We start from the raw sequence: 23,552 nt of genomic DNA on the forward strand, positions 1-23,552 counted from the left end.
CCGCTAGGCCCCGAACGAACCCGAGCACATCACCATGTCGAATGCTGTTCCTCCGTCAACATCCGCAATCCAGACCAGCGCACAAGCTGAAGAACCCCAGCGCGATTCGTCGTTCTGGCGGTACCTCGGCGCGAAGCTGGGCGGAGCCGGCATCAGCCTCGTCATGGTGGTGTTGCTCGGGTTCTTCGCCTTCAAGCTGCTCCCGGGCGACCCCGTCGCGAAGCTCGCTCGGGAGCGGCCGATGTCGATCGAGCAGATCGAGTCGCTGCGCGAGCAGTACGGCCTGAACAAGCCGCTGTTCCAGCAGTTCATCGACTTCATCGTCAACGTCTTCACCCTGAACTTCGGCGAGAGCTACGTCTACCGCCGCCCCGTCTCCGACCTCATCGGGCAGTACTTCTGGCCGACGATTCTGCTCACCGGCACGGCGGCGATCATCGCGATCGTGCTCGGGCTCTGGCTCGGCCAGCGGGCGGCGTGGCGCCACGGCGGGCTCTTCGACCGCATCGCGACCGGCACGTCGCTCGTGTTCTGGTCGGTGCCGACCTTCTGGCTCGGCCTGATCTTGCTCATGATCTTCGGCGGCACGCTCCGCTGGTTCCCGACCGGCGGCATGCGATCTCCCGATGCGCCGAGCGACCCGCTCGGGCTCACGCTCGACGTCATCACGCACCTCGTGCTGCCCGTGGTGACGATGGTCGCGGTGATCTTCGCCCAGTACCTCATGGTCATGCGCTCGTCGCTCATCGAAGAGATGAACGCCGACTACCTCACGACCGCCCGCGCGAAGGGGCTCCGCGAAGACCTCGTGCGCGAGCGCCACGCCGTGCCGAACGCGCTGCTGCCCACCGTGACGCTCGTGTTCATGCACATCGGCGGCCTCATCGCCGGCGCCGTCACGGTCGAGACCGTCTTCTCGTGGCCCGGCCTCGGCAAGCTCACGTTCGAGGCGATTCAGGGCCCCGACCTCCCACTGCTGCAGGGCACGTTCGTCGTGTTCTCGGCGATCATCATCGTCATGAATTTGCTGGCCGACCTCATCTACCGCCAGCTCGACCCCCGAGTGAGGCGCGCATGACCACCACGGCAACCCGCTCACCGGGCCAGATGGCGCGCACGCGCCGCTGGCAATCGTTCACGCAGTTCTGCCGCGACTTCAGCGGCTACCGCGCCGGGATGTTCGGCGTCGGCTTCCTCGCGATCGTCGCGATCATCGCCGCGCTCGCGCCCGTCATCGCGCCCGACTGGATGCTCGACGTCACGAAGATCGGCACGCCCGACCGCTTCGCGGCCCCGTCGGGCGAGCATCCGCTCGGCACCGACAACCAGGGCCGCGAGCTCTGGGTGCGCATGGTCTGGGGCGCGCAGTCATCGCTGCTCGTCGGCCTCGCCGCGACCGCGATGTCGATGGTCATCGGCACGATCGTCGGCATGGCCGCCGGCCACTTCAGCGGCTGGTTCGGCGGGCTCCTCATGCGCATCATCGACTTCTTCCTCGTGCTGCCGTCGCTGATTCTCGCGATCGTGCTCTCGTCGGTGCTCGAGCGCGGCACGCTCACGATCATCATCGCGATCGGCCTCACCTCGTGGGCCGGCACCGCCCGCGTCGTGCGCGCGCAGACCCTCTCGGTCGAGTCGCGCGACTACATCGAGCGCTCCCGCGCGCTCGGCGCCGGGCACTGGCACCTCATGACGAAGCACCTTCTGCCGGGCGTGCTGCCGCTCGTGCTCGCGAACACGACGCTCACGATCGGCTCGGCGATCATCGCCGAATCGACCCTCGCGTTCCTCGGCCTCGGCGACCCGCTCACGCAGTCGTGGGGCACGATCCTCAAGAACGCGACCGACGCATCCAGCGCCTCGAACGGCTACTGGTGGTACATCCTCATTCCCGGCCTCGCGATCGTGCTCGTCGTGCTCGCCTTCACGCTCATCGGCCGCGCCGTCGAGAACATCCTGAACCCCACCCTGAGGAGCCGCTGATGCCCGACCTGCTCTTCGACGACGTCTCGATCGTCTACCGCACCTCGGGCCGCGGCGACCGCGGCGAGGTGCACGCCGTGAAGAATGTCACGCTCGATCTGCCGGCCGGTTCGACCCTCGGCATCGCCGGCGAATCGGGCTCGGGCAAGTCGACGCTCGTCATGAGCGTGCTGCGGCTGCTGCCGAAGACCTCGAAGCTCACGGGGCGCGTGCTCATCGGCGACACCGACCTCGCCGACCTCAATTTCGGGCAGCTGCGCGCGCTGCGCTGGGCCGAGGCGTCGATCATCTTCCAGGGCGCGATGCACTCGCTCAACCCCGTGCGCACCGTGGGACAGCAGATCATCGAGGCGCTCGAGCTCCACGTGAGCGAGAGCTGGAAGACCGACTCCGCCCGCAAGCAGCGCGTCGCGCAGCTGCTTGGCGACGTCGACCTGCCGCCCGAGAAGGCCGCCGCGTATCCGCACGAGCTGTCGGGCGGGCAGCGCCAGCGCGTCATGATCGCGATGGCCCTGGCCTGCGAGCCCGACATCATCATCGCCGACGAGCCGACGACGGCCCTCGACGTCATCGTGCAGGAGCAGATCCTCACGATGATCTCCGACCTCGTCGCCGAGCGCGGCATCTCGCTGCTCATGATCAGCCACGACCTCTCGGTGCTCGCGACCGCGTGTGAGCGCATCGCCGTCATGCGCGACGGCGAGGTCGTCGAGGTCGGGCCGGCGCGGCAGATCTGCCTCGAGCCGCAGGAGCCGTACACGCAGCAGCTCGCGAACGCGTTCCCCACGATCGGCGACCCCGCCTCGCGGCTGCGCCCCGTCACCCGCCACGGCGACGACGGCGCCGAGCCGCGCGGCGTCGCCGACGACGCGCCCCTCCTGCTCGACGCGAAGGGCGTCAGCGTCACCTACCGCACGGGCGGGCGACTCGTGCCGGCCGTGCGGAACGTCGACCTGCGGGTGCGCCGCGGCGAGATCGTCGCGCTCGTCGGGCAGTCGGGCTCGGGCAAGTCGACGCTCGCGCGCACGCTCATCGGCCTGCAGCAGGCCGACCCCGGCTCGCAGATCACGTTCGACGGGGCGCCGCTGCCCAAGAAGGGGCGGGCGCTGCGCGAGTTCCACAACCAGGTGCAGCTCGTGCTGCAAGACCCGTCGGCCGCGCTCAACCCGAAGCTCAGCGTGTACGAGTCGGTCGCCGAAGGGCTGCGCATTCAGCGCTACCAGGGCGACGAGATGGAGCGCGTGCGCGAGAGCCTCGTGGCCGCCGAGCTCTCGCCGCCCGAGCGCTACTTCAACGCGATTCCGCAGGAGCTCTCGGGCGGGCAGCGCCAGCGCGTCGTCATCGCGGGCGCCCTCGCGCTCGGCCCCGAGATGCTCATCGCCGACGAGCCCGTCGCCTCGCTCGACGCGTCGGTTCGCGGCGAGATCCTCGGCCTGCTCCTGTCGCTGCGGAACCGCCTCGGCCTCGCCGCCGTCGTCATCACGCACGACCTCGGGCTCGCGTGGAACATCGCCGACACGGTCGCCGTCATGTACCGCGGCGAGATCGTCGAGTCGGGCCCGACTGAGCAGGTGCTCCTGCACCCGCAGCACGAGTACACCTCGACCCTCCTCGCCGCCGCGCCGAGCATCCAGGAGGCGTAGCGGTGCCCGATCGCCTCACCTGGAGCGCCCGCGCCGTCGACCTCGACACCGGCGAGGAGCTCTTCGCCCGCACGCCCGACGTCGTGTGCCGAACCGCGAGCGTCGGCAAGGTGTTCCTGCTCATCGAGGTCGCGCGCCGGCTCGCTGACGGCACGCTCGGGGCGGATGCGCGCATCGAGATTTCCGAGGCGCATCGCGTCGCCGACTCGGGCCTGCTCTATCGGTTCCGCGACCAGCGACTCACGGTGCCCGACGCGGCCCTGCTCGTCGGCGCGTTCAGCGATAACCTCGCGACGAACGCCCTGCTGCACCTGTGCGGCCTCGACCGGGTGCACGCCGTCGCCGCCGAGCTCGGCCTGCGCGACACCGCACTGCTTGACTACATTCGCGACGACCGTGGCCCCGAGCATCCGTGGACCCCGTCGTACGGCACCGGCCGCGAGCTCGCCGACGTGCTGCGCCGGCTCGCGCTCGGCGAGGTCGTCTCGCCCGAGGTGTCGACGCAGGTGCTCGACTGGCTCGCCTCCGACGCCGACACGTCGATGCTCGCCGACGCGTTTCTGCTCGACCCGCTCGCCCACGTCGACCCCGAGTATCAGGGCATGGTGCTGCGGCATAAGACCGGCAGCGTCGAGACCGCGCGCATTGACGTCGGCGTGCTGCGGGGGCCGAGGGCGGGCGTCGCGTACGCCGTCGCCGTGAACTGGGATTCGGGCGACCTGCGCGCCGAGGCGATCGACGGGATGCGCCGGATCGGCGAGCGGCTGCGGCAGTACGTGACGGGGCTCGCGCGCGACGAAGCTTCGGCGCCGGGAGACGAACCCGGCGCAACCGAACCGAGCGGAGGAGCATGAGCATCGAATTCCCCACCGACGACGGTTGCCGCTGGTCGGTGCTCGTGCGCGACATCGACACGGGCGAGGAGCTGCTCAGCCACGCGCCCGATCGCGTGCTGAGCACCGCGAGCATCGGCAAGGTGTTTCTGCTGCACCGCCTGCTGCACGAGGTCGACGCGGGCACGCGCTCGCTCGACGACGTCGTGACGCGGCGGCCGAGCGAGGCGATCGGCGGGTCGGGCATGTGGCAGCTGCTGCAGCAAGACACGTTCACGCTCTACGACCTCGGCATGCTCATCGGCGCCGTGAGCGACAACGCGGCGACGAACACGCTCGCCCGCGTCATCGGGCTCGACGCCGTGCACGCGCACACGCGGGCGCTCGGCTACGAGCACTCGGCGCTCAACGACGCGATCCGCTGGCCGATTCCGCCCGGCATGCCGCGGCGGCTTTCCGAGGGATGCGCGACCGAGCTCGTCGACTTCGTCTCGCGCGTGCAGCGCGGCGAGGGGCTCTCGGCCGCGTCGTCGGATGTGCTGCGCGGCTGGTTCGGCGCGGGCATGGACCTCTCGATGGTCGGCTCGGTGTTCGACCTCGACGGGCCCGACCACAACGGCTTCGACGGCGGCGTGTGGTTCTGGAACAAGACCGGCACGATCTCGACCGTGCGCGCCGACATCGGCGTCGTCATGAGCCCGACCCGCCGCATCGCGTACGCCGTGCTCGCCGAGTGGAATCGCGGCGCCGACGCCCGCGGGCCAGTGCTCGAGACGATGGCCGAGGTGGGGCTCCTCATCGGCGAGGCGCTCGGGTGGCGCGATCCGCGGCCGAAGCGGTCGGCGGCGCGGGAGGCCGCGCAGCGCGGTGCGGCGGTGGCAGAGTCCGCGCCGTCGGCCGAGCGACTCCGCGCGGCCGCGGCCGACCCCCGCCTGCGCGACGTGCGCTACCTCGTCGTCGACGCCGAAACCGGCGAGGAGTTGCTCGCCCACCAGCCCGACGAGCCGTCGCCGCCCGCGAGCGTCATGAAGACCGTGACCGGCACGCTCGCGCTCCACGCGCTCGGGGCGCAGGCGCGCATCCCCACCCGCGTGCTGCGAGGCCGCGAGCCCGGCGAGGTCGTGCTCGTCGGCGGCGGCGACGTGACCCTCACGCGCGTGCCGACGGGCGAGCCGAGCTTCTACCCGCATCCGGCTCACCTCGACGCGCTCGCGAGCGCCGCGCGGGAGCGGGTCGGCGAGGTCACGCGGCTCGTGCTCGACGACCGGCTGTTCGCCGCGTCGACCTGGCACCCGAGCTGGGACGACGAGGGGCGCTCGCCCGACAACTACATTCCCTACATCACGTCGCTGCAGGTCGACGGCGATCGCGACGACCCCGTCGTCGACGACAGCCCACGCAGCGAGAACCCGGTCGGCCGGGCCGGCAAGGCGTTCGCGGCGCTGCTCGACGGCCCCGACGTCGTGCGGGCCGCGGCCGGCGACCACTTCGAGGGCGAGGAGCTCGCGCGCGTCGAGTCGGCGCCGGTCGAGGCGCTCGTGCGGGAGATCCTGCGGTCATCCGACAACGCGCTCTCGGAGGCACTCGCACGGCTCGTCGCGCTCGACCGAGGCGGGGATGCATCGTGGGAGTCGATCGCGGCCGAGCTCACGGCGGCGGCCGCAGAGCTCGGGCTCGACACCACCGGCTGCACCTTCGTCGACGGCTCGGGGCTCAGCGAACACAACCGCGTGACGCCTCGCCTCATCGTCGACCTGGTGCGTCGCGGCCACCGCGGCGAGGGCGCGTTCGCGACCCTCGTCGAGCGGCTCATGCAGACCGGCAGCACGATGGCGCCGTCGCGCTTCACCGGCGCGAACCGCGTCGTCGGCGACGCCGTGCGGGCGAAGACCGGCTTCATCAACTCGGTGCACTCGCTCGCGGGGCTCGTGCGCACCCGCGGCGGGCGCGAGCTCGCGTTCGCGGTGTTCGCGTGCGACCTCGCGACCCCCGTCGAGGCCGACACCCGCCACGCCGTCGACGACTTCGTGACACGGCTCCACCTCGACGGGGATGCGCTGCGCTAGCTTCGCGGGGCTAGCCTCGCGGGGCTAGCTTCGCGGGTGCCGCCGGATCGTGAAGGCGAGCGCGAACGCGACGAGCGTGAGCGCGCCGCCCACGACAAACGGCCAACGCGCGGCCTCCGCGACGCTCCCGAGCGCCGCCTGCGCGATGCCGAACGCCGTGAGGAACGCGGCTGTGCCGATTGCCCCGGCGAGCTGCTGCCACGTGTTGAGGATTGCGGAACCGTGCCCGTACAGCTCCCGCGGCAGCGAGCCGAGCGAGTGCGTCATGAGCGCCGAGAGCACGAGCGCCATGCCCGCGCCGAAGACCGTGTGGCACGTGATGACGAACCAGACCGGCGTATCCGCCCCCACCGTCGCGAGGCCCCACTGCCCCACCGTGAGGAACAGTCCGCCGGGAATCACGAGCACGGCCGGGCCCCGGCGGTCGTAGATACGACCGGCGATGGGCGCGATGATCGCCTGGATGAGCCCGCCCGGCAGCAGCGAGAGGCCGACCGCCGCGGTGCTCAGGCCGAGGCCGTTCTCGAGGTACACGGGCAGCACGACGACCGAGCCGAGCATCACGCCGAAGCCGATGCCAATGATCAGGCTGCTACGCAGGAACGACCCGTCGCGCAGCGGCGCGAGGTTGAGCAGCGGCGCCTTGCCACCGAGCGCGAGCCGTTGCTGCCGCACCCCGAATCCGCCGAGCGCGACGAGGCCGACCGCGAGCGCGATGAGCGGCGTGAGGTCGCCCTCGCCCACCTCCGAGATCTTCGAGATGCCGTAGACGAAGCCGCCGAAGCCGACGATCGACAGCAGAATCGAGAGCACGTCGAGCCGCCCCGCCGACTGCCCCCGGCCCTTGGGAAGGGCGAACGCGCCCGCGACCAGCGCGAGGGCGGCGAACACCGCCATGCCCCAGAACAGCGTGTGCCAGGTGAACGCGTCGATCACGAGCCCGGCGAGCGTCGGGCCGATCGCCGGGCCGACCGAGATGACCACGGCGTTGAGGCCCATGATTGAGCCGCGGTGCTGCGCGGGCACGAGCCGCAGGGTCGTCGTCATGAGCAGCGGCATGATCACCGCTGTGCCGAGCGCCTGCACGATACGGGCGACGAGCATGAGCTCGAAGGTCGTCGAGAGCGCGGCCACGACGGTGCCGACGCCGAAGAGCACGATCGCGGCGAGGAACAACGACTTCGTGCTGAAGCGCTGCATGAGGTAGCCCGTGAGCGGAATGCAGATCGCCATCGTGAGCAGGAAGCCGGTCGTGAACCAGCCCGCGGTCGCCGCCGAGATGCCGAAGTCGGCCATGAGCGACGGCAGCGCGACCGTGAGCACCGTCTCATTCAGGATCATCACGAACGCGGCGACGGCGAGCGTGCCGATGATCGCGATGAGCTGGCCAGTTGTGTACTTCGGTGCCTCGGTGTGCGGCTCCGCCCGTTCTGCCCGCGCCCGCTGCTGGGTCTGCGTCATGTGTGTCCTCTTTCTTGTCGAACGCTCAATCATGTCACACTGTGACATGCTGTCGTAATATGACCATCAAGATTCTTCACGCCGGGCGACGCGACGGGAGCGTGACAAAATGACCGCCATGGCCAACGACGCACCATCGCTCACCGAACGCCGTCGCGCGCAGACGAGCAGCGAAATTCACGAGGCCGCGATCACCCTCTTCGAACGACAGGGAGTCGAGGCGACCACCGTCGCCGAAATCGCCGAAGCCGCCGGCGTCTCGTCGCGCACGTTCTTTCGCTACTACGACAACAAGGAACACGCGGGCATCCCGGGACAGCTCAGCTTTCTGCAGCGCATCGAGCGATTCGTGCCCGTCGACGGGTCACCGAGCAGCGTGCTGCTGCAGATCGAGGAGATGCTCGAGGCCGAGATTCGCGAGTCGGTCGAGCGCAATCAGATCTCGACCCGGGTCGCCCTCCTCTTCGCGAGTGAGCCCGGGCTGCTCGAGGAGGCCGCGGGCCAGCTCCAGCGCGCCTCGAAACTCCTCCAGGCGACGATCCTCGAACACTGCCCCTCTCTGAACCGCTCGATGCCGCTCATCATCACCGACCTCGCGATGACCACCTGGCACACGAGCTGGGAGGCGCTCGGCAAGCGCTACCGCAACGGCGACAAGGTCACCCCGCTCGCGAACTACCGCGAGCACTGCGCGATGCTGCGCGACATCGTTCGCTAAGCCGCCGTGCTGGCGCGAGCTACCGTATCCGCCGCCGTGCCCCGAGATTCGCCGTGACAATGCCGCAGAACGCGAGCGGCACACCGACGAACAGCAGCACGCTCGCGTGGCCCGCCGCGACGTCGAACACGAGCGAGCCGATGAGCTGCCCCGCGACGACCGACAGCGTGAGCAGGAACACCCCGATGATGTGCACGACCGCCGCGACGAGCAGCAGGTAGAGCACGCCGAGGATGCCGCCGAGGTACAGCCACCACTCGTCGAGGCCGGGCAGCGGCGCGACCTCGACCCATCCGCTCGACTCGGCGATGAGCGCGACCGCGCCGAGAATGAGCGTGCCGACGACGAAGTTGATGAGCCCCGGCGACACCGGCTCGCCCGCGTGCGCGTTCACGAGGCCCGTCACCGCCATCTGCACCGAGATCGCCGCGCCCGAGCCGACCGCGAGCGCCATGAACGGCAGCGCCTCGGGGCCGATGTTGCCGCCCCAGCCGATGAGCGCGACCGCGAGCGCCGTGAGCAGCGCGCCGGCGACCCGCATGAGCGAGATCGGGCGCTTCGGGGCGCCGAACAGGCCGGCGGCGTCGACGAGGAGGGATCCAACGAGCTGGCCGAGCACCATCGACGTCATGAACACCGCGACGCCGAGCGTCGGCACCGCGAGGCCCTGCGAGAGCACGAACGTCGAACCGAGCGCGCCGCCGATGAGGCCCCACCAGGGCAGGCGCCCCTCGGCGAGCGCCTCGAGCACGCTGCGCAGGCCGCGGCGCACCCGGCCGAACGCGAGCGCGATCGCGACGAGCAACACGAGGCCCACCGCGAACGAGATCGTCGCGGCGTGAAAGCCCGACCCGAGCGCGGTGCCGAGCGAGCCGTTCACCCGCGACTGCGTGGCGCTGCCGATTCCGACGAGCACCGCGAGGAGGAGGTACAGGGCACGGCGAGGAGTTGGAGCTTCGGTCACCCGCGCAGCCTACTCCCGACCGGTCGCGGCACAATGGATCCCATGACTGCTCCCACTTGCGTCGAGTTCCTGCACGCCGGCCCCCAGTCGCCCAGGTCATGGGATGCGGTTATTGAACAGTTGCCGGCGTCGATCGACGCCGTCGCGCAGACGATTCCGGGCGTGTCGGCGCCGGGGCGCGAGAAGTTCTCGCTCGACATCGCGGCGCGGTGGGTGCTCGACGACCTTGCCGACCGCAGCGACGACGCCGGCGTCATCGTCGGCATCTCGGTGGGCGCGCTCATCGCGATTCGTGCCGCCGCCCTCGAGCCCGGCCTCGTGAAGGGGCTCGTGCTGTCGGCGCCGTTCGCACGCACGCCGAAGACGATGCTGCGGCTGCAGCGCACGATCGTCGGCGCCCTGCCCGAGCGGGCGGTCGCCGGGCCGACCCGCGACGAGGGCGGCTCTGGCATCACGAAGCAGCACGTGCTCGACGTGCTCGACGGCATGTCGAACCTCGACCTGCGGCCCGACCTCTACCGCATCCAATGCCCCGCGCTCGTGCTCGTCGGCGGCAACGACCGCGCGAACCTGCGGGGCGCCGGCGAGGTCGTTGAGTCGATGAAGGATGCGACGCTGCAGGTCGTGCCCGGCGAGGGCCACCTCTGGAACGAGTCCGACCCCACCCGGTTCGCCGCCGCCGTCACCGGCTGGGTCGAGCAGCTGTAGGTTTTGGGGCTAGTTCGACGAAGTAGCCCACTTTCCGGGGGTTCGAAGCAGCCCGCTGCGCCCGACCCCGCGTATCCGGGCTAGTTCGGTTAAGTAGCCCAGCAACTGCCCGCGGCCGCCGGGTCACTGGGCCGCCCGCACCTGCCGGGCCGGGCGCGACGGCCGCATGTGCACCCGCGCCTGCAGCAGCCGCAGAATCTCGGCCTCGCACTGCGGCCAGCGGACCATCACGTCGTCGTAGCTGAACCTGCGAACGTGATAGCCGAGGTCGGCGAGCGCTCGATCGCGCCGCCGATCGCGCACAAACTCCTTGCGGTCTCGGTGGAAGCTGTAGCCGTCCACCTCAACAACCAGCCAGTCGCCGATCAGCATGTCGGCGCGCCACTGATCGATCCGCACCTGCGTCCGGAGTTGGATCCCACACCGCCGCAGGCGTAGTCGCACGAGCATCTCGATGCCAGACTCGGCTCCCTCCTCCATCAACTTGGCCGCTCGGCGTAGCGCTGGCCCGCCCGCGGCAACCGCGGCGGCCAGCTTGTCGGCCCCGATCCCGTCGCGCACGAGCGACTCACACACCGCCACGAGTTCGTCGGGGTCGCAGCATTCCTGCGCGCACAGCAGCGTCGGCGTGAGCGATTCGGCCGCGCGCACTGAGTCGAACGCGTGCAACCGGTGGAACTTCACGGCCGGCGCGTGCGTGGCGATGAACTCACGGTCGTACGCGCGCGCGAGGGAGGCGGATGTGCAGATCCTCGCCGCTCGGCGTCCAATGTCCGCGCATCCGCAGTGCCGTCAGGCAGGTGAGTCGGCCGCCGAGCGCCCTCGCCACTCCGCCCGGCGGAAGTTCTGCTTCGAGACCGCGGCGCTCAGTAAACCTCGCCGCGGCCCCGGCGACCTCGGGGAAGAGCTGCCGGAGCACAGCTGCCGAGGGGGCGTACACGCCACGTCGTAGTCGCCGCACCTCGCCCGAGTCGATTCGCGCCCGGGCGTCGTCGAGCATCCCGATTCGTTTGAGTTCGGCGGCCGTCAGCACGCCGTGGCCGGCTTTGAATCGTTGGTTTAGTGGATCCATGGCGGCATCGTGCTGACGACACCCGACCACTAGCCGAGCCGAGCGTGCGCGCTGTGGGGAACCGCGTATCCACACCCTCGCCGGTAGGTGGCGCAATTCTGGTGTCAAGCGGTATGGATACGTGGGCTAGTTCGACGAACTAGCCCACGATTCGGGGGTCGGACGCAGCCGGCTGTGCCGAGACCGCAAAAAGTGGGCTAGTTCGTGCAACTAGCCCACTTTCAGAAGCGGATAGGCGGGGCCGGGCGGATGCGCCCGCCGGCTACGCGGTTGGCTCGGGGCTCGTCGACGGCTCGACGTCGAGCACGACCTCGAACTCGAGCAGCGACGCGCCCGAGGCGACCGGCTTGCCGTGGCTGCCGGAGTGCGCGGCCTTCGCGTCGCCGTCGCGCCACGCGGCGAACGACTCCTCGTCGGCCCACTGGGTCACGACGAAGTAGCGGGTCTCCCCCGCGGTCGGGCGCAGCAGTTGGAAGCCGAGGAACCCCGGCGACTGCTCGATCGTGCCGGCGCGCTGGGCGAAGCGACGCTCCAGCTCGGCGCCGGCTTCGGCGGGGACATCGATTGCGTTGATCTTGACTACGGCCATGCGCCAGAGCATAGAAGGTGACCCTCAGCATCCGCTTGGCATTCGCCCGGCCGCACCCGCCCGCGCTTTCCCCGACACCACCCACGCAGTAAAGTGGGTCGGATCAAGCGCGCGGACGGGCATTTCCCGGTCGCGCGCTTCGCCTGAGCGCACACGTCGAACGGCCATCGGTTCAGCGAGGTCGGCCCACGATGCGCAAGAATCGATGCAGCACTCCTCCCACGAAAGACGTCGAACGCGTAGCCAACGTATGAATCATCCGCTTCACCCGAACACGCCCGATACCGCCGCACTCCGCCTCGCGCGGGCCTCTGAGGTGCGGTCGCTGGGGCACGGCGAGGTGCACGGCAAAGTGATTCTCATCGGCGAGCACGCCGTCGTCTACGGCCAGCCGGCGATCGCGCTGCCCGTCACGAGCGTCACCGCGCAGGTCGAGCTGCGCCGCTACGACGCCGCCCACATCGACAGCGACCTCTACGTCGGCCTGTCGACCGTCGCACCCGACGAGGTCGAGCCGGTGCGCGCGGCCGTGCGCGCCGTGAGCCGGGTCGTGGGCTTCGCCGAAGACGAGGTGGGCGTCACTATCCGCTCGACGATTCCCGTGGCCCGCGGCCTCGGCTCGTCGGCCGCCGTCGCCGCCGCGATCGTCGAGGCGGCGAGCGAGGCGTCGGGCGTCGACCTCACCGACGACGAGCGCTACGAGCTCATCCAGACCTCTGAGCGCATCGCCCACGGCACGCCGAGCGGGCTGGATGCGCGCACGGTGGTTTCCGACGTTCCCCTCCTTTTCCAGCAGGGCGAGACCACCGACCTCACCGTCGGCGCCGAGTTCGGCTTCGTCATCGCCGACACCGGCAACGCGAGCGCGACCGCCCCGGCCCTCGCCGGCGTGCGCGCGCTGCTCGCGACCGAGCCCGAGATGGTCGAAGACGCGATCGGGCGCCTCGGCGAGCTCACGCTGCAGGCGCGCGACGCGCTCGCCGCGGGCGACGCCGACCTGCTCGGCGCGAGCCTCAACGAGGCCCACACGCACCTCGGGCGCATCGACGTGAGCTCACCCGAACTCGACTCGCTCGTCGAGGCCGCGCGGGCCGCGGGCGCGCTCGGCGCTAAACTGACGGGCGGCGGACTCGGCGGCTGCATCATTGCCCTGGCCGCCACCCCAGCCGCCTCCGGCGAGCTCGCCGATGCCCTGACGACCGCGGGGGCGGCCCGCGTCTGGAGCATGACCCTGAAGGCTTCGTAATGACCACGGCCACCGCCCGCGCGTACCCGAACATGGCGCTCGTCAAGTACTGGGGCAAGCGCGACGCCGAACTCATGCTGCCGCTCACCGGCAGCCTGTCGATGACGCTCGACGCGTATCCGACCACGACCACCGTGACGCTCGCGCCCGACGCGACCGACGATGTCTTCGAGCTGAACGGCGCCGAGGTCGACGGCGAGCCGCGCCGCCGCGTGGTGGCGTTTCTCGACCTCGTGCGCGAGCGGTCGGGCCGCCGCGAGCGCGCCATCGTGCGCTCGCACAACGAGGTGCCGACCGCGGCCGGCCTCGCCTCGTCGGCCTCGGGCTTCGCGGCGCTCGCCCTCGCGGCGGCGCAGGTATACGGCCTCTCGACCGACCCGGCGAGCGTGAGCCGCCTCGCGCGGCGCGGCTCGGGCTCGGCGACGCGTTCGGTCATCGACTCGATGGCGGTCTGGCACGCCGGCACCGACGATGAGTCGTCGTTTGCCGAGCGGGTCGAGGCGCCCGAGATCCGCATGGTCGTCGTCGTGCTCGACGCCGGCAACAAAGAGATTTCGAGCCGCGAGGCGATGCGCCGCACGATCGCGACATCGCCGTACCTCGACGCCTGGGTCACCTCGACCGAGGCGTCGCTCACTGAGATGCTCGACGCGTGCGCGGCCGGCGACTTCACCCGCATGGGCGAGATCACCGAGCTGAGCGCGATGCGGATGCACGCGGCGATTCAGGCGTGCGACCCGCCGATTCGCTACCTCGCGCCAAGCTCGATCGCGGTGTTCGAGAAGATTCGCGCGCTGCGCGACGGCGGCATCGAGGCGTACGGCACGGCCGACGCCGGCCCGAACGTCGTCGCGATCACGCGCCCGGGCGACGCCGAGCGCGTCGCCGAAGCCCTTGCCGAGTACGGCCCCGTGCGCATTGTGGGGCCCGGCCCCGGCGCCCACCTGCTCGACTCCGACGAAGACGGGCAGGTTGCACGTTGATCGAAGTTCACGCCCCCGGCAAGCTCTACATCGCCGGCGAGTACGCCGTCGTTGAGCCCGGCGTTCCCGCCGTACTCATCGCGGTCGACCGCTGCCTCACGGTGCGCCTCACCGAGAGCGACGGCGCGGGCCGCGTGTTCTCGAGCGAGTACGGCCGCATGCCCGTCGTGTGGACCCGCGACGACGACAGCTCCGGCATCGTCATCGAGCACCAGCCGGTCGACTACGTCATGGCCGCGATCGACATCATTGAGCGCCTCGCGACCGAGCGCGGTCTCGAGCCGCACTACTACGACCTCCACATCGACAGCCAGCTCGACGACCCGAGCGGCCGCAAGTTCGGCCTCGGCTCGTCGGCGGCGGTCGTCGTCGCGACGATCGGCGCGATCGACGAGTACTACGGCCTCGGCCTCAGCCTCGTCGAGCGGTTCAAGCTCGCGCTGCTCGCGACCGCCACGGTGTCGCCGCGCAGCTCGGGCGGCGACCTCGCCGCGAGCACGTTCGGCGGCTGGATTCGCTACACCGGCCCCGACCGCGCACAGCTGCTCGTCGACCTCGCGGGCGGCAGCGTGACGGATGCGCTGGCCTCGAGCGGCTGGGACCCGTTCAGCGTCACCGAGCTGCCGAGCCCGGCCGGCCTCGAGCTCCTCGTGGGTTGGACCGGCTCGCCCGCCTCCACCGAGCGCCTCGTGAGCGGCGTCGAGCGCAAGAGCCCCTCGAGCGACCCGCGCCACGGCGACTTCATCGTCGAGAGCAGCAACCTCGTCGACTCGCTCGTCGGCGCCCTCCTCACGGGCGACAGCGCGGCCGCGCTCGACATTCTGCGCGAGGCCCGCGGCCTGCTGCAGGGCCTCGGAGAGAACACGGGCATCCGCATCGAGACCGACAAGCTCCGCACCCTCTGCGAGGTCGCCGAGCGCAACGGCGCCGCCGCGAAGCCGTCCGGCGCGGGCGGCGGCGACTGCGGCATCGTGCTCGCGCCGACGAGCGCCGACCGCGACGCGATCCTGCGAGACTGGGATGCGGCGGGCATCCGCCGACTGGATCTCGCGGTGCACGCCGCGAAGGGGGCACCGAAGGGGGCCGAGAACGATCGCTAGCGACGACCGCGCCACGCGCAGCCTGGGATCGACGCGCAAGGACGACCACATTCGGCTCGCCGCCGAGCAGCGTCGCGAGCCCGCGGCGCGCAACGAGTTCGACGATGTCGAGTTCGTGCATCACGCGCTCGACGGCATCGACGTGGAGCGCATCGACCTCGCGGCGCACGTCGGCGACTGGACCTGGCCCGTTCCCCTCTACATCAACGGCATGACGGGCGGCAGCGACACGGCGCTCGGCGTGAACCGCACCCTCGCCCGGGCCGCGCGGGTCGCCGGCCTGCCGATGGCCTCGGGCTCGGTCGGCATCGCGATCGACGACCCCGACGCCGCCGCGAGCTTCACCGTCATTCGCGACGAGAACCCCGATGGCTTCGTCATGGCGAACATTGGCGCTGGCCGCCCCGCCGACCACGGCCGCCGCGCCGTTGAGCTGCTCGGCGCCGACGCGCTGCAGCTGCACGTGAACGCGGTGCAGGAGACCGTGATGCCCGAGGGCAGCCGCGAGTTCAGCGGGTGGCTGCGCGGCGTCGAGGCGACCGTCGCGGCCGCGGGCGTGCCCGTCATCGTGAAAGAGGTCGGGTTCGGCCTGAGCCGCCGCACCCTGCGGCGACTCGCCGACATCGGCGTGCGCATCGCCGACGTGAGCGGCACGGGCGGCACGAACTTCGCCCGCATCGAGAGCGCCCGCGGCGAAGACGGCTTCGCGTACCTCGCGGCGCACGGCAGCTCCGCGGTCGCCTGCCTGCTCGACGCCCCGGCCGACGGCCCGCAGCTGCTCGCCTCGGGCGGCGTGCGCACCCCTTACGACGTCGTGAAGGCGCTCGCGCTCGGCGCCCGCGCGGTTGGCGTCGCCGGCACCTTCCTGACGCTCGCGCTCGAGGGCGATGCCGAGCGCACCGCCGCGGCGCTCGAGCGCTGGTGCACCGAGCTCCGCATGCTCCACGCGCTGCTCGGCGCCGAAACGCCCGCCGCACTCGCGCACACCGACCTGCTCGTGCGCGGCCGCGCCCGCGAGTTCGCCGAGCTGCGCGGCATCGACCTGACCGCACTGACCAACCGAAGCCAGCCCGCCCAACGATCCGACGAGGAGTCCCGATGACCCAGCGCGAACAGCTCTTCACGCCCATCCCCACGAGCTGGGTCGGGCCGATTCGCATCAGCGGCAACGCGCTCAACGAAGAGGTGCAGGTGCCGCTCGCGACCTACGAGACGCCCCTGTGGCCGTCGGTCGGGCGCGGCGCCCGCGTATCCCGCTTCGTCGAGGGCGGCATCCGCGCGACCGTCGTCGACGAGCGCATGACCCGCTCGTCGCTGTTCGTCGCAAGGGATGCGGGCCACGCGTTCGAGGCCTGGCAGCAGATCTCGGCGCGGGCCGACGAGCTGCGCGACGCCGTCGCAGCGCAGAGCCGCTTCGCCCGCCTCATCGAGGTGCACGAGGAGATCGTCGGCAACCTGCTCTACCTGCGCTTCGCGTTCACGACGGGCGACGCCTCGGGCCACAACATGGTGACGCAGGCGGCCGACACGCTCATGAACCTCATCCTGTCGTGGGAGCTCGGGCTCGACTACGGCTCGGTCTCGGCGAACTACTGCAGCGACAAGAAGGCGACCGCCGTCAACGGCGTGCTCGGCCGTGGCCGTAACGTCGTCGCCGAGATCCTGATTCCGCACGACATCGTGCGCGACAAGCTCCGCACCTCGACCGACCGCATGGTCGACCTCGTCGTGCGCAAAAACCTCGTCGGCTCGACGATCGCCGGCGCCTTGCGCTCGGCGAACGCGCACTACGCGAACATGCTGCTCGGCTTCTATCTCGCGACGGGGCAGGATGCGGCAAACATCGTCGAGGGCTCGCAGGGCATCACCTACGCCGAAGCTCGCGAAGAAGGTTTGTACTTCTCGTGCACGCTTCCGCACCTGATCGTCGGTACGGTTGGCAATGGCAAGGATCTCCCGGCCGTCGAAGAGGCGCTGACGCGGCTCGGCTGCCGGGAGGAGCGCGAGCCTGGCGCGAACTCGCGTCGCCTGGCGGCGATGATCGCGGCGGCGGTGCTGTGCGGCGAACTGTCGCTGCTCGCCGCACAGACGAATCCGGGCGAGCTCATGCGCTCGCACATCGCGCTTGAGCGCAAGGAAGGGAAGTAACCCGTATGGCCAGCTTCGGCATCGATGACATCGAGCTCGCGACGACCCACTACGCCCTCGACCTCGAGGCGCTCGCAAACGCCCGCGGCGTCGACCCCGCGAAGTTCGAGCTCGGGCTCGGGCAGACCCGCATGGGAGTGCCCGCCCCCGACGAAGATGCCGTCACGATGGCCGCGACCGCCGCGGCCCGACTGCTTGAGCGCACCGGAACCGAGGGCATCCGCCAGCTGCTGTTCGCGACCGAGACGGGCGTCGACCAGTCGAAGTCGGGCGGGATGTTCGTGCACGGGCTGCTCGGCCTGCCGTCGAACATGCGCGTGGCCGAGATCAAGCAGGCCTGCTACGCCGGCACCGTCGCGCTGCAGACCGCGATCAGCTCGCTCGTGCGCGAGCCCGACGCGAAGGTGCTCGTCGTCATGAGCGACATCGCCCGCTACGAGCTCGACTCGTCGGGCGAGCCGACGCAGGGCGCCGCGGCCGTCGCGATGCTCGTCACGGCGAACCCGCGCCTCGTCGAGATCGAGGCCGAGACCGGCATGTACAGCGCCGACGTCAACGACTTCTGGCGCCCGAACGACTCGACGACCGCGATCGTCGACGGCGCGCTCTCGCTCACCGCGTACCTCGACGCGCTCATGGGGTCGTGGGACGACTACCGGGCGAACGGCGGCCACGACATCGCCGAGATCGACCGGTTCCTCTACCACCAGCCCTTCACGAAGATGGCGCGCAAGGGCCACCGCAAGCTCGTGCAGCACGCCGGCGGCGAGGTCGGCGAAGAGGTGCTCGAGTCGAGCTTCACCTACAACCGCGTGCTCGGGAACAGCTACGGCGCGTCGATCTACTCGGCGCTCGCCGCGCTGCTGCACCACGAAGACGACCTCGCGGGCAAGCGCATCGGCTTCTACAGCTACGGCTCGGGCAGCATCGGCGAGTACTTCACGGGCACCGTCGTGCCGGGCTACGCCGAGCACGTGCACGTCGAGCCGATTCAGACCGAGCTCGCGACGCGCGAGTCGATCGACTTCGACCGCTACGTCGAGCTGCACGAGACGGTGCTACCGAGCGGCACCGACGTCGAGACCGAGCGCGTCACGACGGCGCCGTTCCGGTTCTCGGGCATTCGCGGCGGCGCGCGCCAGTACGAGCGCACGGCGTAGGGGGCGGGGGCACCACGAGTGCCACTCTGGCAATAACCCGCAGAAAGTTCGACATATCCGATAGTTCGCGGGCTCGCAGGTCATGACAATGTAAGGACATACCTCGAGAAAGGACCGCAATGACGAACCTTCCCACCCTGCCTCACTGGATCGGCGGCGCCGAAGTCAGCCCCGAGAACTCGCGCACCGCGCCCGTCTTCGACCCGGCCCTCGGCACCGAGACGAAGCGCGTCGTGCTCGCCGAGCAGACCGACGTCGAGCAGGCCGTTGCCTCGGCCCGCGAGGCCTACCTCTCGTGGCGCGACGTGTCGCTCGCGAAGCGCACCGCGATCATCTTCCGGTTCCGCGAACTCCTCAACGAGCGCAAGGAAGAGCTCGCCGAGATCATCACCTCGGAGCACGGCAAGGTGCTCAGCGACGCGCTCGGCGAGATCTCGCGTGCGCAGGAGGTCGTCGAGTACGCGTGCGGCATCACGTCGCACCTGCGCGGCCACTTCTCGGAGCAGGTCTCGACCGGCTTCGACATCCACTCGGTGCAGCAGCCGATCGGCGTCGCGGCGATCATCTCACCCTTCAACTTCCCCGCCATGGTGCCGGGCTGGTTCTTCCCCATCGCGATCGCCGCCGGTAACTCGGTCGTGCTCAAGCCCTCCGAGAAGGACCCCTCGGCCGCGAACTGGTTCGGCCAGCTGTGGAAGGAAGCGGGACTCCCCGACGGCGTGTTCAACGTGCTCCACGGCGACAAGGTGGCGGTGGATGCGCTGCTCACGCACCCCGACGTCGCGTCGGTGTCGTTCGTGGGTTCGACCCCGATCGCGAAGTACGTCTACGAGACCGGCACGGCACACGGCAAGCGCGTGCAGGCCCTCGGCGGCGCGAAGAACCACATGCTCGTGCTGCCCGACGCCGACCTCGACCTCGTGGCCGACTCGGCGATCAACGCAGGCTTCGGCTCGGCTGGTGAGCGCTGCATGGCGATCTCGGTCGTCGTTGCGGTCGAGCCCGTCGCCGACGAGCTCATCTCGAAGGTTGTTGACCGCATGGGCCAGCTCCGCGTCGGCGACGGCCGCCGCGGCTGCGACATGGGCCCCCTCGTCACCGAGGCGCACCGCGACAAGGTCGCGGGCTACATCGACGTCGCGATCGAAGACGGCGCCGAGGTTGTCGTTGACGGCCGCGGCATCGAGGTCGACGGCGAGGCCGGTGGCTTCTGGCTCGGTCCGACCCTGATCGACAAGGTTCCCACCTCGTCAAAGGTGTACACCGAGGAGATCTTCGGCCCCGTGCTCGCCGTCGTGCGCGTGCAGTCGTACGAGGAGGGCGTGGAGCTCATCAACTCGGGCGCCTTCGGCAACGGCACCGCGATCTTCACGAACGACGGTGGCGCCGCCCGCCGTTTCCAGCGCGAGATCGAGGTCGGTATGGTCGGCATCAACGTGCCGATTCCGGTGCCGATCGCGACCTACTCGTTCGGTGGCTGGAAGCAGTCGCTCTTCGGCGACACGAAGGCCCACGGCGCCGAGGGCGTGAAGTTCTTCACGCAGCAGAAGGCGATCACGACCCGCTGGCTCGACCCGAGCCACGGCGGCATCAACCTCGGGTTCCCGCAGACCGACTAGTCCAGACCGACTAGTCCGGCGCATCCGCCCGCCGCCCGCATGGGTTGGCAGAAAGGCACCCTCGAGTTCGGCTCGAGGGTGCCTTTTTGACAACCCATGGGGCTTGGATGGGGGCGGATGGGGCGGGCTTGGATGCGCGCGCCTACCGCGCAAGCTCGAGCGCGAGCCAGAGCTGCGCCCGCGCCGCGAAGTCGTCGAGGTCGTATCCGGTCGCGTCGGCCGTGAGCGCGATGCGCGACCGCAGCGTGTGGCGGTGGATGCCGAGCTCGCGCGCCGCGGGATCCCACGCGCAGTTGTGGCGGAACCACACGCGCAGCGCCGCAATGAGCTCGTCGGCATCGGGGCGGGCGCGCAGGCCGTCGAGCATCCGGGCCGCGAGCAGCTCCCCCTGTTCGGCGTCGAGCCAGGCGAGCAGGCCGTGCTCGGCGAGGCGATCGAACTCGACCACCTCGCCCGCGCGGGCCGCGCGCGAGGCGGCGTGGCGCGCATCCGTGTAGCCCTGCGCGATGTCGTCGACGCCGACCTCGGTCGACACGCCAGCCGTGAGCCCCTCTCGCTCGATGAAGGCGGGCATCTCGGCGCCGTCGGGCTGCAGCAGCACGAGCTCGTCGCCGCGGCGCGCGAACGCGAGCCGGCCCGATGCCGCGAGCAGCTCGAGCTCGTCGAGAAAGCCGGCTTCGCCCGCGCCGTGCACGACAATGACGCGGATGCGCCCCGTCGGCACCCAGCTGCCGAGCTCGGCGAGCGCGGCACCCGCGGCCGTGGCTGAGCCCGCGAGGTAGAGCTCGAGCACGCCGGTGCGCAGGCCGCGGCGCGCGCTGTCGAGCACGCGCGACTGTTCGATCGCGATCGAGGCGATGCCGACGACGCTCGCGAGCAGCTGCGCGCCGGCCGCGTCGAGCGGGGCGTCGGAGCCGATCGCGAGCACGCCCCGCAGGCGGTCGGGCTGGCCGATCGTGTGCAGGGTCACGCTGTGTTCGGTCGAGGCGAGGCGGGCGGATGCGCGCCGGCGGCCGCGAAGCTGGCCCGCGACCGCCTCGGCGAGTTCCTCCTCGAGGTCGGGCGGCACGGGGCGCGCCATCTGCACCGGCACGCGGCGCCCGAGGGCGTCGTAGAGCGCGACCCAGCTGTCGAGCTGCGTCGAGAGCTCGCGCAGCGTCGCGGCGAGCCCGTCGGGGCGCAGCGTCGCGCGGGCGACGGCGCGCTGGGCGCGGTCCGACCACTCGAGGCGGGCGGTGCGCTCGGCGGCGATCGCGTCGGCGACGGTGCGGCTGATGCGGATGAACGGGGTCGACGACGGCACGAGCACGAGCGGCAGGTCGTGGGCGAGGCACGCGGCGACGACCTCGTCGGGTACGCGCGCGTGCACGACGTTCACGGCGAAGCCGAGCCCGACGACGCCGACGTCGCGCAGGCGGCGCACGTATTCGTTCGCGATGTCCGCCTCGGCTTCGGCGCTGTGCTGGCGGCCGAACTGCGTGCCGTCGGTGAGCAGCAGCTGGCCCGGCTCGAGCCACGGCGACGGATGCTCGAGGTTCGAGGAGTGCGCCCACGAGATCGGCGCGTCGAGCTGCGCGTCGCGCGTGTCGAGCGGCCGGGCGAGGCGCAGGCCGAGGGCCGAGTCGTCGATGAGGGTTCGCAGGGTGATCGCCACGCGACCCAGCGTATCCCGTGGCCTGGCCGAAGTGTCGATCTGGGCGCGTACGATTCGACACACCGGCACTCGCACTCGGGCGCGAGAGGGATGATGCTGGGGAGTATTCGGACCACGACGAAGGAGCACCTGTGACCGACACGAAGGCGACCGAGACGACCGACACCGCGTATCCTGCGGCCCCCGCGCTGAGCAACGCCGAGGTCGCCGAGCACGACATCTCGCACGTGTTCCACTCGTGGTCGGCCCAGGCGAAGCTCGCGCCGCTGCCGATCAAGACGGCGCACGGCTCGACTCTCGTCGACTTCGACGGCAACGAGTACCTCGACCTCTCGAGCCAGCTCGTCTTCACGAACCTCGGGCACCAGCATCCGCGCGTGATCGAGGCGATCAAGCAGCAGGCCGACACGCTGCTCACGATCGCCCCCGCGCACGCGAACGCGACCCGCGCGCGGGCGGCGGAGCTCATCCTGTCGCACGCCCCCGAGGGCTTCGCGAAGGTGTTCTTCACGAACGGCGGCGCCGACGCGAACGAGAACGCAATTCGCCTCGCCCGCCTGCACACGGGCCGCGACAAGGTAATCTCGCGGTACCGCTCGTACCACGGCAACACGGGCGCGGCGATCGTCGCGACGGGCGACTGGCGCCGGCAGCCGAACGAGTACGCGACGGGACACGTGCACGTGTTCGGGCCGTACTCGTACCGCAGCGACTTCTGGGCCGAGAGCGAGGAGCAGGAGTGCGAGCGCGCGCTGCAGCACCTCGAGGCCGTCATCAAGGGCGAGGGGCCCGACACGGTCGCCGCGATTCTGCTCGAGTCGATTCCGGGCACCGCGGGCATCATGGTGCCGCCGGCCGGCTACCTGCGCGGCGTGCGCGAGCTCGCCGACAAGTACGGCATCGTCTTCATCGCCGACGAGGTCATGGCCGGGTTCGGGCGCGCGGGCGAGTGGTTCGCGTTCCAGGCGCACGACGTCGTGCCCGACCTCATCACCTTCGCGAAGGGCGTGAACTCGGGGTACGTGCCGCTCGGTGGCATCGTGATCTCGGAGCCGATCGCCGCCTCGTTCGACGAGCGCGTGTTCCCCGGTGGGCTCACCTATTCGGGGCATCCGCTCGCCACGGCGGCCGCGGTCGCCGTCATCGAGACGATGGAAGACGAGGGCGTCGTCGAGCATGCCCGCGTGCTCGGCACCGACGTGATCGGGCCGCGCCTCGCCGAGCTTGCCGACGAGCTCGAGGTGGTCGGCGAGGTGCGCGGCACGGGCGTGTTCTGGGCGATCGAGCTCGTGTCGGATGCCGCGGCCCGCACCCCGGTTTCAGCCGAGTACATGGGCCGCGTGAAGTCGGCGCTCATCGCGCGCGGCGTCATGCCGTTCACGAGCGACAACCGCATCCACGTTGTGCCGCCCTGCACGATCTCGCCCGAGGAGCTGCGCCGCGGCCTCGACACGATCGCCGAGGTCCTCCGCGCCGAACCCGTCGCGTAACGGGCCTCTTTAGCCACCAGTTGAGTGGTCTGAAGTTGCTGTTCTGAGCGCTCAGAACAGCAACTTCAGACCACTCAACTGTGGGTATTTGGGGGGTGGATGGGCGGGGCGGATG

At 70.6% G+C, this 23,552-nt stretch carries 21 protein-coding genes; 15 read left to right on the plus strand and 6 right to left on the minus strand.

Annotated elements, in window-relative coordinates; genetic code table 11:
* Positions 1 to 34: 34 nt before the first annotated feature.
* Genes G328_RS0103420 through G328_RS16120 form a run of 5 tightly spaced genes read left to right on the plus strand, consistent with a single transcriptional unit; the run spans position 35 to position 6,525 of the window.
* Positions 35 to 1,078, plus strand: a complete 1,044-nt coding sequence (locus tag G328_RS0103420; protein ID WP_019617945.1) for an ABC transporter permease — start codon at positions 35 to 37, stop codon at positions 1,076 to 1,078.
* Positions 1,075 to 1,983: an ABC transporter permease gene (locus G328_RS0103425; RefSeq protein ID WP_026339626.1), complete on the plus strand. Its 909-nt coding sequence runs from the start codon at positions 1,075 to 1,077 to the stop codon at positions 1,981 to 1,983. Before G328_RS0103420 ends, G328_RS0103425 begins: the two co-directional genes overlap by 4 nt.
* Positions 1,983 to 3,626, plus strand: a complete 1,644-nt coding sequence (locus tag G328_RS0103430) for an ATP-binding cassette domain-containing protein (protein ID WP_019617947.1) — start codon at positions 1,983 to 1,985, stop codon at positions 3,624 to 3,626. The genes G328_RS0103425 and G328_RS0103430 overlap by 1 nt, the downstream gene beginning before the upstream one ends.
* A gap of 2 nt (positions 3,627 to 3,628) precedes the next feature.
* Positions 3,629 to 4,480, plus strand: a complete 852-nt coding sequence (locus G328_RS0103435) for a serine hydrolase (RefSeq protein WP_019617948.1) — start codon at positions 3,629 to 3,631, stop codon at positions 4,478 to 4,480.
* Positions 4,477 to 6,525, plus strand: coding sequence for a D-alanyl-D-alanine carboxypeptidase (locus G328_RS16120; protein ID WP_019617949.1), 2,049 nt, complete (start codon positions 4,477 to 4,479; stop codon positions 6,523 to 6,525). The genes G328_RS0103435 and G328_RS16120 overlap by 4 nt, the downstream gene beginning before the upstream one ends.
* A 24-nt stretch (positions 6,526 to 6,549) precedes the next feature.
* Here the strand turns inward: G328_RS16120 and G328_RS14025 are convergent, their stop codons facing one another.
* Positions 6,550 to 7,986: an MDR family MFS transporter gene (locus G328_RS14025; protein WP_019617950.1), complete on the minus strand. Its 1,437-nt coding sequence runs from the start codon at positions 7,984 to 7,986 to the stop codon at positions 6,550 to 6,552.
* A 118-nt stretch (positions 7,987 to 8,104) separates the two neighbouring features.
* Between G328_RS14025 and G328_RS15700 the strand changes: the two genes are divergently transcribed.
* On the plus strand, positions 8,105 to 8,704 hold the full coding sequence (locus tag G328_RS15700; RefSeq protein WP_019617951.1) for a TetR/AcrR family transcriptional regulator: 600 nt from the start codon (positions 8,105 to 8,107) through the stop codon (positions 8,702 to 8,704).
* A gap of 19 nt (positions 8,705 to 8,723) precedes the next feature.
* Here G328_RS15700 and G328_RS14035 read toward each other — a convergent pair whose 3' ends face one another.
* Positions 8,724 to 9,668 carry a DMT family transporter gene (locus tag G328_RS14035; RefSeq protein WP_019617952.1) on the minus strand — a complete coding sequence of 315 codons (945 nt, stop codon included), beginning with the start codon at positions 9,666 to 9,668 and terminating at the stop codon, positions 8,724 to 8,726.
* A 42-nt stretch (positions 9,669 to 9,710) separates the two neighbouring features.
* Between G328_RS14035 and G328_RS0103465 the strand changes: the two genes are divergently transcribed.
* Positions 9,711 to 10,376 (plus strand): alpha/beta fold hydrolase, encoded by a 666-nt coding sequence (locus tag G328_RS0103465; protein WP_187325724.1) that lies wholly within the window; start codon positions 9,711 to 9,713, stop codon positions 10,374 to 10,376.
* A gap of 123 nt (positions 10,377 to 10,499) precedes the next feature.
* On the opposite strand, the gene G328_RS15705 is transcribed toward G328_RS0103465, so the two are convergent.
* From G328_RS15705 to G328_RS0103475, 3 genes are all read right to left on the minus strand, one after another.
* Positions 10,500 to 11,045: an endonuclease domain-containing protein gene (locus G328_RS15705; protein WP_154651510.1), complete on the minus strand. Its 546-nt coding sequence runs from the start codon at positions 11,043 to 11,045 to the stop codon at positions 10,500 to 10,502.
* A gap of 40 nt (positions 11,046 to 11,085) precedes the next feature.
* Complete coding sequence (locus tag G328_RS16445; protein WP_154651511.1) at positions 11,086 to 11,448, minus strand: type IV toxin-antitoxin system AbiEi family antitoxin domain-containing protein; 363 nt, start codon at positions 11,446 to 11,448, stop codon at positions 11,086 to 11,088.
* A gap of 262 nt (positions 11,449 to 11,710) precedes the next feature.
* A complete protein-coding gene (locus tag G328_RS0103475; protein ID WP_026339627.1) occupies positions 11,711 to 12,037 on the minus strand; it encodes an antibiotic biosynthesis monooxygenase family protein in 327 nt (108 codons plus the stop codon).
* A gap of 250 nt (positions 12,038 to 12,287) precedes the next feature.
* Here G328_RS0103475 and mvk point away from each other — a divergent pair, with 250 nt between their 5' ends.
* The 7 genes from mvk to G328_RS0103510 all read left to right on the plus strand — a co-directional run bounded on the left by mvk (position 12,288) and on the right by G328_RS0103510 (position 20,293).
* A complete protein-coding gene (gene mvk / locus G328_RS0103480) occupies positions 12,288 to 13,283 on the plus strand; it encodes a mevalonate kinase (protein WP_019617956.1) in 996 nt (331 codons plus the stop codon).
* A complete protein-coding gene (gene mvaD / locus G328_RS0103485) occupies positions 13,283 to 14,266 on the plus strand; it encodes a diphosphomevalonate decarboxylase (RefSeq protein ID WP_019617957.1) in 984 nt (327 codons plus the stop codon). Before mvk ends, mvaD begins: the two co-directional genes overlap by 1 nt.
* The gene (locus G328_RS0103490) at positions 14,263 to 15,366 is read left to right on the plus strand and encodes a phosphomevalonate kinase (RefSeq protein WP_019617958.1); all 1,104 of its coding nucleotides are present in this window, start codon (positions 14,263 to 14,265) and stop codon (positions 15,364 to 15,366) included. Before mvaD ends, G328_RS0103490 begins: the two co-directional genes overlap by 4 nt.
* Complete coding sequence (gene fni, locus G328_RS0103495; RefSeq protein ID WP_019617959.1) at positions 15,287 to 16,468, plus strand: type 2 isopentenyl-diphosphate Delta-isomerase; 1,182 nt, start codon at positions 15,287 to 15,289, stop codon at positions 16,466 to 16,468. Before G328_RS0103490 ends, fni begins: the two co-directional genes overlap by 80 nt.
* Positions 16,465 to 17,514, plus strand: a complete 1,050-nt coding sequence (locus G328_RS0103500) for a hydroxymethylglutaryl-CoA reductase (RefSeq protein WP_019617960.1) — start codon at positions 16,465 to 16,467, stop codon at positions 17,512 to 17,514. The genes fni and G328_RS0103500 overlap by 4 nt, the downstream gene beginning before the upstream one ends.
* Before the next feature lie 5 nt (positions 17,515 to 17,519).
* Positions 17,520 to 18,674: a hydroxymethylglutaryl-CoA synthase gene (locus tag G328_RS0103505; protein WP_019617961.1), complete on the plus strand. Its 1,155-nt coding sequence runs from the start codon at positions 17,520 to 17,522 to the stop codon at positions 18,672 to 18,674.
* 119 nt (positions 18,675 to 18,793) lie between these two features.
* Complete coding sequence (locus tag G328_RS0103510) at positions 18,794 to 20,293, plus strand: CoA-acylating methylmalonate-semialdehyde dehydrogenase (RefSeq protein WP_019617962.1); 1,500 nt, start codon at positions 18,794 to 18,796, stop codon at positions 20,291 to 20,293.
* A gap of 142 nt (positions 20,294 to 20,435) precedes the next feature.
* On the opposite strand, the gene G328_RS0103515 is transcribed toward G328_RS0103510, so the two are convergent.
* Positions 20,436 to 21,947, minus strand: coding sequence for a PucR family transcriptional regulator ligand-binding domain-containing protein (locus tag G328_RS0103515; protein ID WP_019617963.1), 1,512 nt, complete (start codon positions 21,945 to 21,947; stop codon positions 20,436 to 20,438).
* A 131-nt stretch (positions 21,948 to 22,078) separates the two neighbouring features.
* On the opposite strand from G328_RS0103515, the gene G328_RS0103520 reads away from it, so the two are divergent.
* Positions 22,079 to 23,437: an aspartate aminotransferase family protein gene (locus G328_RS0103520; protein ID WP_019617964.1), complete on the plus strand. Its 1,359-nt coding sequence runs from the start codon at positions 22,079 to 22,081 to the stop codon at positions 23,435 to 23,437.
* Positions 23,438 to 23,552 lie beyond the last annotated feature (115 nt).

Source organism: [Zimmermannella] faecalis ATCC 13722, assembly GCF_000381765.1.
Taxonomy (GTDB): Bacteria; Actinomycetota; Actinomycetes; order Actinomycetales; family Microbacteriaceae; genus Gulosibacter; species Gulosibacter faecalis.

Coding starts and splice junctions, on each gene's coding strand:
- G328_RS16120 (WP_019617949.1), top strand. CDS start 4,477: ATGAGCATCGAATTCCCCACCGACGACGGTTGCCGCTGGTCGGTGCTC.
- G328_RS15700 (WP_019617951.1), top strand. CDS start 8,105: ATGGCCAACGACGCACCATCGCTCACCGAACGCCGTCGCGCGCAGACG.
- G328_RS0103465 (WP_187325724.1), top strand. CDS start 9,711: ATGACTGCTCCCACTTGCGTCGAGTTCCTGCACGCCGGCCCCCAGTCG.
- fni (WP_019617959.1), top strand. CDS start 15,287: ATGCGGCGGGCATCCGCCGACTGGATCTCGCGGTGCACGCCGCGAAGG.
- G328_RS0103500 (WP_019617960.1), top strand. CDS start 16,465: ATGACCCAGCGCGAACAGCTCTTCACGCCCATCCCCACGAGCTGGGTC.
- G328_RS16445 (WP_154651511.1), bottom strand. CDS start 11,448: ATGGATCCACTAAACCAACGATTCAAAGCCGGCCACGGCGTGCTGACG.
- G328_RS0103425 (WP_026339626.1), top strand. CDS start 1,075: ATGACCACCACGGCAACCCGCTCACCGGGCCAGATGGCGCGCACGCGC.
- G328_RS0103420 (WP_019617945.1), top strand. CDS start 35: ATGTCGAATGCTGTTCCTCCGTCAACATCCGCAATCCAGACCAGCGCA.
- G328_RS0103430 (WP_019617947.1), top strand. CDS start 1,983: ATGCCCGACCTGCTCTTCGACGACGTCTCGATCGTCTACCGCACCTCG.
- mvk (WP_019617956.1), top strand. CDS start 12,288: ATGAATCATCCGCTTCACCCGAACACGCCCGATACCGCCGCACTCCGC.
- mvaD (WP_019617957.1), top strand. CDS start 13,283: ATGACCACGGCCACCGCCCGCGCGTACCCGAACATGGCGCTCGTCAAG.
- G328_RS0103510 (WP_019617962.1), top strand. CDS start 18,794: ATGACGAACCTTCCCACCCTGCCTCACTGGATCGGCGGCGCCGAAGTC.
- G328_RS0103505 (WP_019617961.1), top strand. CDS start 17,520: ATGGCCAGCTTCGGCATCGATGACATCGAGCTCGCGACGACCCACTAC.
- G328_RS0103475 (WP_026339627.1), bottom strand. CDS start 12,037: ATGGCCGTAGTCAAGATCAACGCAATCGATGTCCCCGCCGAAGCCGGC.
- G328_RS14025 (WP_019617950.1), bottom strand. CDS start 7,986: ATGACGCAGACCCAGCAGCGGGCGCGGGCAGAACGGGCGGAGCCGCAC.